This window comes from Leuconostoc aquikimchii (assembly GCF_040838325.1).
Taxonomy (GTDB): domain Bacteria; phylum Bacillota; class Bacilli; order Lactobacillales; family Lactobacillaceae; genus Leuconostoc; species Leuconostoc aquikimchii.
Map to the genome: position 1 here is coordinate 1023168 of NZ_JBFPER010000001.1, position 12339 is coordinate 1035506.

14 protein-coding genes and 1 pseudogene are annotated in these 12339 nt (G+C 32.9%); 1 reads left to right on the top strand and 14 read right to left on the bottom strand.

Features of this window, described 5'->3' with window-relative positions:
* Positions 1 to 235: 235 nt before the first annotated feature.
* The 14 genes and pseudogenes from AB3K24_RS05040 to AB3K24_RS05105 form a co-directional block, all read right to left on the bottom strand.
* Positions 236 to 808 carry a serine/threonine-protein kinase gene (locus AB3K24_RS05040; RefSeq protein WP_367974105.1) on the bottom strand — a complete coding sequence of 191 codons (573 nt, stop codon included), beginning with the start codon at positions 806 to 808 and terminating at the stop codon, positions 236 to 238.
* Between the two features lie 751 nt (positions 809 to 1559).
* Positions 1560 to 2501: an AbiH family protein gene (locus tag AB3K24_RS05045; RefSeq protein ID WP_367974106.1), complete on the bottom strand. Its 942-nt coding sequence runs from the start codon at positions 2499 to 2501 to the stop codon at positions 1560 to 1562.
* Between the two features lie 526 nt (positions 2502 to 3027).
* A pseudogene (locus AB3K24_RS05050) lies at positions 3028 to 3126 on the bottom strand (putative holin-like toxin); the annotation flags it as partial.
* A 586-nt stretch (positions 3127 to 3712) separates the two neighbouring features.
* Entirely contained in the window at positions 3713 to 3922 is a 210-nt protein-coding gene (locus AB3K24_RS05055; RefSeq protein WP_367974107.1) for an HAD hydrolase family protein, read from the bottom strand.
* Positions 3923 to 3926: 4 nt separating this feature from the next.
* Positions 3927 to 4490, bottom strand: coding sequence for a hypothetical protein (locus tag AB3K24_RS05060; protein ID WP_367974108.1), 564 nt, complete (start codon positions 4488 to 4490; stop codon positions 3927 to 3929).
* Positions 4491 to 4495: 5 nt separating this feature from the next.
* The gene (locus AB3K24_RS05065; RefSeq protein WP_367974109.1) at positions 4496 to 5029 is read right to left on the bottom strand and encodes a hypothetical protein; all 534 of its coding nucleotides are present in this window, start codon (positions 5027 to 5029) and stop codon (positions 4496 to 4498) included.
* 5 nt (positions 5030 to 5034) lie between these two features.
* The gene (locus tag AB3K24_RS05070) at positions 5035 to 5781 is read right to left on the bottom strand and encodes a hypothetical protein (protein ID WP_367974110.1); all 747 of its coding nucleotides are present in this window, start codon (positions 5779 to 5781) and stop codon (positions 5035 to 5037) included.
* Positions 5782 to 5791: 10 nt separating this feature from the next.
* Positions 5792 to 6634 (bottom strand): phosphotransferase family protein, encoded by an 843-nt coding sequence (locus AB3K24_RS05075; RefSeq protein WP_367974111.1) that lies wholly within the window; start codon positions 6632 to 6634, stop codon positions 5792 to 5794.
* Positions 6635 to 6645: 11 nt separating this feature from the next.
* Complete coding sequence (locus AB3K24_RS05080) at positions 6646 to 7215, bottom strand: glycosyltransferase family 2 protein (protein WP_367974112.1); 570 nt, start codon at positions 7213 to 7215, stop codon at positions 6646 to 6648.
* Positions 7216 to 7267: 52 nt separating this feature from the next.
* Positions 7268 to 7432: a hypothetical protein gene (locus AB3K24_RS05085; protein WP_367974113.1), complete on the bottom strand. Its 165-nt coding sequence runs from the start codon at positions 7430 to 7432 to the stop codon at positions 7268 to 7270.
* A 510-nt stretch (positions 7433 to 7942) separates the two neighbouring features.
* The gene (locus AB3K24_RS05090) at positions 7943 to 9244 is read right to left on the bottom strand and encodes an McrC family protein (protein WP_367974114.1); all 1302 of its coding nucleotides are present in this window, start codon (positions 9242 to 9244) and stop codon (positions 7943 to 7945) included.
* 1 nt (position 9245) lies between these two features.
* Complete coding sequence (locus AB3K24_RS05095; protein ID WP_367975575.1) at positions 9246 to 10349, bottom strand: McrB family protein; 1104 nt, start codon at positions 10347 to 10349, stop codon at positions 9246 to 9248.
* A 40-nt stretch (positions 10350 to 10389) separates the two neighbouring features.
* Positions 10390 to 10668, bottom strand: a complete 279-nt coding sequence (locus AB3K24_RS05100) for a hypothetical protein (protein ID WP_367974115.1) — start codon at positions 10666 to 10668, stop codon at positions 10390 to 10392.
* A gap of 53 nt (positions 10669 to 10721) precedes the next feature.
* Positions 10722 to 11654 carry a hypothetical protein gene (locus AB3K24_RS05105; protein WP_367974116.1) on the bottom strand — a complete coding sequence of 311 codons (933 nt, stop codon included), beginning with the start codon at positions 11652 to 11654 and terminating at the stop codon, positions 10722 to 10724.
* A 459-nt stretch (positions 11655 to 12113) separates the two neighbouring features.
* On the opposite strand from AB3K24_RS05105, the gene AB3K24_RS05110 reads away from it, so the two are divergent.
* Positions 12114 to 12302 carry a hypothetical protein gene (locus AB3K24_RS05110; RefSeq protein ID WP_367974117.1) on the top strand — a complete coding sequence of 63 codons (189 nt, stop codon included), beginning with the start codon at positions 12114 to 12116 and terminating at the stop codon, positions 12300 to 12302.
* The last annotated feature ends 37 nt before the right edge of the window (positions 12303 to 12339 follow it).

Sequence of the window (12339 nt, forward strand, 5' to 3'; positions counted from 1 at the left end):
TTGTACCCATTATAATACTGACATTGAACGTATTTCATACAATGAAAAGCACAAAAAATTTTTTTTTGCTTTTCGGTTGCATGTTTACAGAATGACATTATTGCTTGTTTTGAATTTGTTTAATCTAGTGCAACGCGCAGTAACATCACACAATTTTATATTTTACGGAAAAAATATAAAAAAGTTGATTCTAGTATGGAAGCAAGGAAAGATATTTTTTCATGATTAAACTAAATTAGAGAATCCTTGTCAATACCTCTCTTAACCCAAATTTTGACTCTTCCGTAAATTCCGAGGGAACTTTATCACATAAACTAAAATCAATCCATGTGAGATGTTTGTTTGTTGTATCCCAAAAAAGATGTTCTGCTTTTAAGTCATTGTCACACCTCTTGACTTTAAGCATAATATCAATAGCTTGATTAAATTGTTTTTTTATTTTCTCGGAATCACTTGGAGACAGTGGTTGAATTTGACTTAAAGGTGCACCCTGAGCTTTTTCCATGAACAAATAAGTATTTCCATCCTTGGTAGTACCATGAGCATACAAATTCGGGAAAAATTTTTCACCACCAAATAGTAATAGAGCCTCTACATCTTGATCTGCTGGTATATTTAATATTTTTAAAATTACGTTTTGATTAATAAGTGTATAAACTAACGATCTATTACCAGTTGAATTAATTGAGATTAATTGATTACCATTAACAATCCCATTAATTGGCTTAGAACCTAAACATGTTCCTAACATTACAATTTTTGTTTGCAAAACAGGGGAGAGTGTCTTATATGCATTTGTTGTTTTCATTTTTGTTTGCCTAATAGATTCCTTTTTATTTGTTTGCATAAATAATTATTTTTAGTATACTCTACTTCGGTAAAAAAATCATAATGAAAAAAATAATTTATAAATAAAGAATGTTGAAGTATAAATATAATTTATCGCACGTTTTTGACCATTCAATAATGATTAATTTTCTGTCATTTGTTAATCTTTCAAATGATGGCTTCAACGACGCCAAGCCTTAGGTGTAACATATACGCGACCTTATGCACACATCTCATCGGTACGACGATTGTTTATCAACACAGTACCAGACTTTTCTCTCTGTACCTGCGCTTGATTGATGGCTGATAATCATATAAAATTAGGTTATTGAAAATAACTTTAAATTTTGATTCTCATTAATAACGTTGTCGAAGGCATTATTTTATCAATCAAGAGTATATTTAGTTTTCAATGTACTGAAACACAGCTAGTAAATCTAGTTGTTTTTTTTGTGCTGATTTTTAATGTTTATACTTTCTTAATGATTATTCGTATTTGACAAAAAGAATAAGCACAAGGAATGTTACAGAAGTATTTCAACTCCTGTTTCACACCTTATGCTTATAAGTTTATACTTTAACGTTTTCAACCCCCAAAGTAACAAATAATCTAAAAAATTTGATTTTAATTGCGCTAATCCGTTGTCACTATTGTGATTGCGGATTTTTTTACAGTTTCATTAGAAAGCCCGTTTTAGGTCTTTTTATTGGTTTGCATTTATTAATTATGGTCAATCACTAGTTATTTTTGCGCTTTGACCGTTCCAGTCCTCTTTGATGTTAGTAATTGAATTGTTTGTGAGTTTCAGAATTCTGGATGTTTTAGTAAATTTCACTAGGTAAGGATCAAAACCTTTTCCGTTTTCATTATCAGAGGCATCAATGCCAAAAATAATATTTTTATCCTTCAGCGAACCATGAATGTTTCTGTAGATCAATATATCATTACTAATTTTTGGAGTGTAGTTGAATGACAATACTTGAGTCGAAATAATGGGATCATCGGCTATAATCTTATATAACTTTGTTGCATTCAATACATACCCTGTGTCACTTGATAGTTGTTCATCAAGATACTCCGAAAAAGCTGATTCGAATTTTTTGAGTTCTTTCAAAAGCAACGGTGATAGAATGCTACGAACGGCACTGAGACTAAGAATAAAATTTTCAGAGTCACCGAAATCAGTTTTTTCACTAACATAGTCTTTGAAATTAGGATATGAATGTACCAATTTCTCAATTATGTAGTAACTGAGCCAATAATCGCGTAAGGCATGTTTTTCATTAGTGTTCAACACAGAAGCACCATCAATCATGTCCCTAAATTGCCAGGAAATTGGAATAACTTTTGCCGCATCCTGAAAAATATTGTCATAAAAATGTACATTAGTTCCATGCACACCTTGTAAAATTTCTTTTATGACAGACTCTACATCTTTCCAATTCTGCAAGCTATCAAAATTATTTTCTAGATAAGTGCAAATCAATAAATCCCAAACGGAACTCTGCTTTTTATTTTTCAACAGGTTGTCTTCCCAATTATGATTTATGGAGTTATTCTCATTTAAATTGTTTAAATAATACCTTCTCTTGTAAAAATCAGCAAAAGTTGATTTTAATCCTGCTTGCAAATCGAACCCGTTTCCTAAAATAAGCCATTGGCTATAATTCATTTGGCAACCTCTTTTTTACTAATTCATATATTATTCAGAATAGCATATCTTTTTAAGGAATAACATACGATTCTATATGTTGTTAATGACAGTTAAATCTGTTTCATCACGAATGTTCTTAATGATAGCGGAATGCCTTGACAATATGAATGATCCAAACGGACTATCTGCTGAAAATAAGTTATTCTGGGTGTGGCTCCCCCCTTCCCTGCTCAACACTGTTGTGGCAACTTTTGGAATATAGCGGGAAAGAAAAGCCACGTTTTTTTTTGATATAATTACCGATCAAATGTATGTGTGTTTGTCATTAGCACGCCCTCCTCTAATCAATTATTATGTAAAAACTGTTATACAAACATGAATTCGTTTAAGTAAGCAAACAAAAGATTAAATTTGTAACAAAATCAAAAGATATGCTATAACAAAGACATGGAAAAGAGCTGTAGCGCGAACTACGACTCCTGCCAAATCCGTTTTGACGGTGACTAAGCTTTAATAATCTTAAATGATTATCAGCCCTGCAGAGCTAAGGAGGGCATTTTTTTGTGCTGTTTTTTATCAACACAACAACTAAAGTAATTAACGTTAGGATAAGCATTCCAAAGTTAGTCATTTGTTGTAGCGCATCCGATACGGATACTTGTTGTCTCCTTTCCTAGAATATGGGTGTACAGTTGTAGCACCATAAGCACCACCTCTACTTGGGATAGCCACCATCTTAACTTGTATGCTGTAACTAGAATATCATACGTCAAAACAGCAATTGGTCTAAAGCATAGATGCTTGTGAAACAGAAAAATGCGTACTTAAATTAGTTTGTGAATTTTGCTATTTCACAAACAAAAAACAGACCTTCAAAAGCCTGCCTCTGCGCTACTTTCTATAGTGATAGTCATATTAACTTTAATTGGTATAGGTGCGTTTAATGATTAGCCTAACCTACTGAATAAAAATACTCCAATTTATTGACTTCTGAGCAAAATTCAATGATTGCATTGTCATCGGTCTACAATCACTTGTCATGATCAATAATAATCTGACAATCAGTTACTAGTTAATACAAAATAAATTTAAAAAATTTAAAATGGTAATTAGGCACACACTTCAACAAACTAATATGATTCCCTCTCTGTGCTTAGTTAATCTCTCACAAATTTGTTGGTTATGACATGATGTCTTAGGAAAATATGAATTTTTTTATCAGCATCCAATCAAAGTGCACCATCTATTCCAATCACTTCGGCATTAATTTGGTACTTAGACAATAATTTGTCGGTTACCGCAGGTGCAGGACCAGTTGCAATAATTATCCGAATATCCTTTCTGTTCAGTGTGTTCAGTTGCTCTACAGTTGCAGAACTTAGCAATAAATCATTAGGCAGCGTTCCATCAAAATCTGTGATTAATGTTGAATTATGCATTTTCTCACCTTCTAATAAAAAGTTCGTCTAACTGATTCGAAGTAATATCCTTATTAAACGTCAAATCCCCAACATAATAATTTTTTAACTTTTCAATTAACAGTTTTGGATCTGCTGTTTGTCTTGACTCCATTATCCATTCGTTAGGCCATGTCGGATCATTTGGAGTGTAACAATTATCACTAACAATTTTTTTAAACCTTCCTACATTATCTTGCAGATCCACTATAATATTGGATGATTCCAGCTCAATATGTGGAAAAATAATCTTGCTCAGAACGGCTCCATTTGATAGGTCTCTATTGAATATCTGTTCAATATCTTTATTAAGCAATTCTAGCTTGCCAGCGCAAGTTGTGTCTTGTTCTACATATGCTTTCCATATCCTTGATTTTTGCCATTGCGTAAAACCATATTGATGTAATTTTCTTTGAACCTCATCATTTCCAATGATAGTTCCCACCGCCAATCTTGTAGGCATTGGAACAGGTATGATCCAGTAGTCACCTTTTAAATGACAAATAATAACTCTATCGTTAGCAATGAATAAGGTTTCAGGATCATTCAAAGATTTTAGCAATAATGTGGTCTTTCCGGCCCCACTATTGCCACATAACAAAAAGCCTTGCCTTTTCGTTCAAACGCTGATGCATGTATAATTATTCCTCCTATGGATTCATATGTTTTGATAATAATAGGTCTTATTAATCTAAAGAGCACTTTATTTAGATTCTTTGAGTACTGATTTGCAACAATAGTAAATGAATTGTTTTCTTTAAAGAAAACAATATCATCTACAAAATTATAATAAACCATCTCATTTCCAATTAAGGATGCATCAACATATTCTCTGTTTCCAAACCTATCTTGATAAATTAGAATTTTCTTTTTGTCCTTAGTAAAACGTTTCTTGAAATCGGTTAATTTTTTTGAGTCAATTTCAAAACTAATATTGTATTCAATACCAGAATCTAGACTGGGCTGAAGAGTTCCTACATAGTTCTTGATTATCTGTTGCTGCTGTAGAAATATAGAGTCTGTTATTTCAAAATTAAAAACAATTCCAGATATGTTCACATTATTCAAAACACAATTAGATTTTTTCATAAGTTTTATTCCCTAAACATTAGCAATAGCTCTCGAGAGAAGAAGAAATCATCTTGAATAATTTCATGTGTGATTGAATCTGCTCTGCTCACACCCAAAATCGAAATAACATACGCAAGCATTTGATTAAACACTCGCTCCTTTTGGCTTTGATTACAATCAAGTGTCCTTAACCAGTAATAAATCATCGTTATAATTTGCTTACTTTCAGAAACGTAACTTAAGAGTAATGAGTACTGCTTATTATTTAAATTCCAATATTTATCAAGAATAGATTTGATTTTTCCTCTATTAAGTGGCGGTATTAAATCGATATAAACTAACCCATTGGTCTCCGAGCAAATAAAATTTTGCGTGTTAACATCTATTGAGTAGTCAGAATATAAAAATGATTGGTGGATATAGCACAGTAATTCCTTAAAAAAGTCTCCAGTACCACAAATATCTATGCTCGGCTTACACCATTCCTTCTGGGTGTATTCTTTACCAGCTGTCGATATAGCTACTGATAATGTAATTCCCGGAATATACATTTGCGTCAATAAGTATTGACCTTTATCTGACTTTAGATCATGAATTGGCGCAACTTGTAATCCAATTCGATGTAAAGCCGTGTAATATTCAATAATCTCTTGTTCGAAGTTCCCGTTAATCAAACTCATAAAAAGCAATTTTTCAAAATTTGAATGAAACGCAGCTCTTTTTATAACAGTGTCTTCTAACACTTCGCATTCACTATAGAAACCATTCACTTTAATACACCTACCTCTCGTCTAAAAATGCCAATACAGTTTTTTTGTTCTGTTTAATAAATTGTGAGTTCTTCTCAACATTTCCACTAGAAAACGATAGTCCACCAATTCCATGAATAAACTGAAACAGGTCTATTTTTTCCTGTACCTCTGAATTTATCAAGTCAATGTCTATTACCTGGTTATACCCACGATTAAACGCAGTCCAATTACTAAGTGATAGAGGTCTCAATTCATTTCGAATCTTGGCAAAATCAAAAAAGATATCAGTAAATTTCACGGAACCAAAATCAATCAGGTGTAAGCCGTTTATATTTTTTATCACATTTCCAATGCGAAAATCCATGTGTACGATTGCCAACGGATCATTCTTGCACTTGGTAAAACTTGTATCAAATTTTTGAGCAATTCTGTCATTGATTGCTTGTGAAAAAAACTGCTGTGAATTTTCGAACCATCCATAGAATATCGAATCAACACTTTGTTCAATAATCTTATTTTTCGGAATTGAGATAGCGTGAAATTTTCCCAGCATATACCCTAATTCGTATGATGTCTTTTCGTCAATTTCACTTTTTTGTAATGGATTCCCTGCAATCAATGGTCTTACCATGAAATATTGATTTTCCCGAAGCTTGCCAGCGTATAATACAGGTCCGGACTCTTCAAAGCTATCAGTCACGATTCGTTCTCTCCTATAGCTTTTGCTGGAATTAAATATTTTTACAAAGTACCATTCAAAGTTGCTCAATTGTATACCGAATGTATCCTCCGCAAAATTATCATTAAAATGAACAACTTTCTGCGGATGGATATTTATTATTTTTAAAACTAGGCTTAATTTGTTATTCATCTTGTAACCTCCTATTTTTTAGAACTCTTCATCAGCAATTTATCTTGATTACGTCCAAAAACATATTTTGAAAAAGAGAAGACTTTAATCATCCATGGTGAAAAAAAACAGGTCACAATGGAAAAGAATCCTTGTAATTTATGTCTGCCGCCTATTAGGCAATACAGCTCTTGATAAAATATCAATTGTAATATTAAAAGTAAAGAAATTGGTATTATCGTAATTGGATTTAAACAAATGATTAATAGAAAGATGGTCAGAATAAGCATTTCTTGTAGCGCATCCCAAATTAACCGAAGCAGTCTAATTCCATTGCTTAGTGTTTTATCACTTCTAAGAAAGACTTCAAAAAAAGACAGTGCCCCCATTGCAATTCGAACATTCTGATTAATTAAATCAGTTGTGGTTTCTACACACGATACTTTATTTAAAACTGGAATAATTTGTTCCTGTTCGCCCTTGAAAAACAAATAATAACCTGTTTTTATATCATCTGAAGCATTTGAAAATCCGCCAATTTCTTCCAAGAGATCACTTCTAATAAACATCCCTGATCCCATCAGTGTTGTGCATCGCGGCAAGCAAGTCGCTTAACCGAACAGCCCTAGAGAAAAAAGAGTCCGAACTATTGACTTAGGAGCACATTGTCCCACCTGCAATTGCAGTGTTTGTCAGTATTTCTTGGAATTTGTCAGATTTTAATTTTTGGGGTTCGGTTTTTATTAAACTAAATTCATCATTTAATTTATTCTTTAAGACAATTTTGTTTGCTGATTTAATGATTGCTTTTTCGTTCATATGTCTATTTTCTCCAAATTCTATCTAATTATATTATGCCACTAAACAAAGACGATTGGCTATTATAATCGACAGGGGTTTTTTAGTGATATCAAAAATTTGTTGGTTATCAATTTGACTAAGATTTATTGGGAAAATCAATGAACTTACAATTAAATAATTTATGGTCCCTCTTTGCCAATTTAAAAACGCATGACAGAAGTATTTACTTCTGTCATGCGTTTTTTGGAGATCACAATCCTGAAAAGCCCTTCCCGTGATCGGCAGTAATACTTTTAACGATTTCAGACGTGTACTTGCCCAGATATTTTGTACCTTATATTTAGAGGGTGTATTGGATACATTTACATTTTTTGAAAAGATAATTTGTGATCGTGCGCGCGTCCTGATGAATATTGACTTAATAAGGTAATGTGGGAGATTAACAGTATGGATTGATTTTCTTATCTCATTTTCAGTAGGAGAGGTTTAGTGGAATATAACTCAGATGGGGATAACGCTTTGATTAAGTTATTCTAATATATTTAAAATCTGTGTTTGCATATCGCTGGAAAGTAAATCTACGTATTTCACTTGAATTTTCGCACCAATCTCCTCAGGGGTTGGTGTCAAACTACGAAATTCTCGCTCAGTATACGAGCCTGAATAAGGATAAATCAATATAACTCTATCAACTTCTTCTTCCTTATGATGATATCGAGTATAGTAAGCATACATTTGATACAAATCAGCTTGACTCGGACCATTACCATCTAAAAATTTCCATTTTGTATCAGCGATTGTAACGGATGTATTTTTATACCTTATAACAATATCTGGCCGCAATCGGTATTCTTGTTTTGTCTCAGCAGTGTTATCAAATAGCGAATGAGAACGTTCCTGAGTTGAAACGTCTGCGTGTTGCAAAAATTGTTTAACCAATAATGCAATGTAAGATTCAAAAACCTCCTCCATAGGAAATAGTACAGCAAAAGCCAACGATGGGCCACAGAATGAAGTAAAAGATTTTCTACTTAAAAATATCATGCACCAATCAAGGACTTGTGTGTAATACTTATGATTTCTACCCAACTGCACTTTTTGAAACGTTTGGTCAGGAGCGGTCGTTGCACTGACAAATTCAAAATACTCTAGTTGTTCCAGAATTATTCGAAGATTGTTGTTATCCTTACTTTTTCGAAGCAATAATTCGAGAGTTGTTTTTATCAGTTGATTTTCAGCAGAATCTGCCTTAAATTCATCAAACTCATTATAAAAATATGATTGATTAATGCTATTTTTTCGTATTTGCTGTGTTATCAGCATTTTTCCTTTTAAGAATTTTTCGTTACTTTGAACACTTACATAACTTGATTTCACACCACGTTTAATAACTAAATCAGATTCAGTTAAAAACATCGAGATAAAAACTTCTAGTAAATTGCTTCGTTTAGCGTTGAGGTTTGTCATCTTAAATGTTTTACCGTTAATATTTCGAACTGTTCTTAGCATCTTTAGAAAAAGTTGTTGTACGACTGCCCTGTTATCACCCTCGCCATTTTTACCATAAATTTTAGGCAGAATTTCGATGGTTAAACCAGAATTCGTCTGTAAGACACCAACGTAGTTATTCGCTTGTACGCCGTTTCGAATTGGTTTCAAAAACGCATGAACAGCATCTTGTGAATCGGATTTTTTTGAATTTTGCTCATCAATGTAATTCTTAAGTTCTTCTATATCCTGTCTTGTTATGTGTACGCCATCAACAATTTTATCAGCAAAAATGGGTTGAAACTCTCTAATTGAAATTGACCTACTTTTCTGCGTCCTCATATCAATTATCTACTTCAATAATATGGTTAACAAATTTTAAGAAATCTTCCTCTGAAACTTTTTTATTCAAATGAAATCTTACATCATCATAGTCGCTTGTTAGCTGATTGAATTTTCTTCCAAAGATTGATGTTTCAGTTTTGTTCGCTGTAATATAGATGTCTTGTGTATCATTCAATACAGCTTGAATTTTTTCATAATCTTCATAGAAATATTCCTGTAATAGTGGAATAACTTTATTTTCAAATACCGCTTGCAGATCTTTCAAAGACTCAATGTTTAAGAAAAATGCATGACCCAACATGTGTTCCCTATCGTATAAAAATTCAATTCGTTGGTTCATTGTTCGAAGCATATCAGCTATGTTTACACCATTAATTTCTCCGACCTCATCGCTTATGATTTGTGGGTCTGGCATTTTCTCAACAAATTCAAATCGGCGACGTAAAGCAGTATCCATCATTGCAATCGAACGGTCTGCCGTATTCATTGTTCCCAAGATAAATACGTTTTGTGGAACACCAAACAATTCTCCCGAATAAGGCAATACAACTGATAACGCCTCTTTAGCACCTAGTCTTTTTGAGGGTTCAATTAAAGTAATGAGTTCACCGAATATTTTACTAATATTGCCTCGGTTTATTTCATCGATAACAAATAAAAAATTGGACTCTGGGTGCTTTTTTGCATCGTTACAAATTTTTTTGAATACACCATCTTTTACACGATAATTTATTTTTCCATCCTCTGTTTCAGCATAAATGCCTTCGATAAAATCTTCATATCCGTACGATTGATGAAAGGTAACAATTTTTATGAAATAATTTTCATCTGCAATTGATGTATCCACTACATACTTATTTATTTCTTCAGCTGCAATTTTCCCATTATCAGTAACTGACCATTTACCAGTTGCATCGATAGAGAAAAAATCCAATCCGTTTCTAAATGCAATAGTAGCTGATTGTTCGTCCGCGCTATTCAAAAGTGCAGTTGATATTATTTGATATGCATTTTTGCTTGATTTTATTTTCGCATATTGTTGCAGTAATGATAGTTCAGATATTTCTTTGACTTTCAAAGATGGATAGCCGTCGTTCTGCATCGCCAATAAAATAACATCATGCCAAGTGAGAGACTCAAAATTATAGTTTTCTTGCGCCAGATATCAACTCATCCTTATATTTGTTAATACTATATGTTTTACCTGTCCCAGGTGGCCCAAATAAAATTCTATTCCAGCCCAGAATAATATTGTTACTATTTGGAGTGGAAATATTATTAGCATTTTCTTCTTTGTCCTTATAATTCCAATATGTTTTAACTATATCTTTTATTTGATCAAACGTTGGTGAACCAGAACCAATTTGAATTTCTCTCAATGCTTTTGTTTGATAGTTATTGCGTCCACTACCTTTAAACACTTCAAGCTTTAAACTCTTGGAGGAATCATCACTTCTATCGTAGACGATATTGTTCACGTAATCATTAATGTAGCCGTTTTTTTCATCTGGCTGCCGCCATAAGCTTTATTAAAATTCCAGCCAAACCGAATACCTGCAACATTAATATTCGAGTTTTCAACTTTTTTATTTCTTCCTGTAATAAAATGATTAGTCAAAGTTTTCTCAGATGAATAATTATCATCATTTGTTTCATGTGCCCAATCACTGAACTGAACAAACTCTTTCATAACCGCTGCTAAACGATCAACTTTATAATCATCAACATTCAGTCCTGAAATAATGAACTTATCATTGCCAATCCAATTTTGATTCCATGATCTGACTGCAGGAAACTCAATCTGAATGACATTATCAAATTTTTCAGTTCCCGGAATTTTTATCATGTCGTAAAAATAATAATCTTTAAAAATTTCATTAGTTATAGGATTTGTCCAATCATGCTGACCAGCATTCTTAACGCTGTATATCCCCATAAACATACTGGTAGTTCCTTGTCCTTTTACGCCAACGGTTGTAACTACGAAATCTGTATCCTGGAAAATTGATTTGCTCTGTCTCTTTTGATATTCTTCATAGTTGGAATCATTATCTTTAACCCATGATTCAAATGGATGTCGTAATATTTTGACACGTGAGAAATCAGTTTCAACTGGAAAATATGGATATAATAATTCCTGCAACGTCACAGGAGACACTTTTATTGTAGATTTCGAATTTTCTTGATGGAATTTTTCTAACTTTTGAGCTATTTCCAATGCTTTCTTGGTCGTGATATTTCCAAAATTAACCTTATCTCCAAATTTTTTGGCTAAATTAATTTGCTCTTTTTCTCCGTATTTTGATAACAAAATGATGGCTCTATCACCCTTTTGTTGTTCATCAGTGAAAGTGGTATTTTCTAGTGGTGTATTATAAATATACTTTATTAATTCATCAGTTGTCATATGGTGACTCTCCTCTCTAAGCAAGTGATACTTCATAGCTAATTATATCACTCATGACTTATACAATAACCATTTTAAGAGAGGATATGACGTTAAATATGAGCCAGAAAAAATGGCCATTCATCTATTTTGCCAAACAACCTAAAACCCAAATATTCTAAACTACAACATTCCCACCGTCTTTAAACTTCACACTTTCATTACACTGTTATCAATTGGTGTCGCTTTACGTGGCACGCTTTGTCGGTTATGTGCCCGCTTTAATAGCCAGCCGATTCAAGATAAGGTACTTGTTGCTATCCGTGCCCCACCTCAGTTAAGGGCGCTAACACGAAATCAGTGTTTGGATGTAATGATAACGCATGAAAAATAACTTCACCACTATAAAAGTCTATGAAAAACAACCCAAAAGTACGTTCGTTGATCGTTTGAGCCACCCAACGGAAGTCAGTCACATCTGTGCCAATTTTTTTGAGTGGGCCGATAGGTTTGAAAGTGGCGATTAAAACGATTTTTGTGTACCATATCCTTGTCACTGATATTCAAAACAAAGTAAACCGTATTTCTGACAAAGCAGCTGTGCGTCCTCTTAAAAATCAACCTTGGAATACGATTGAAGTAACAATAAAAAACCTAATGGTTGCCTAATAACTTTGACACAACCAAACATTAATGACAAAAATTC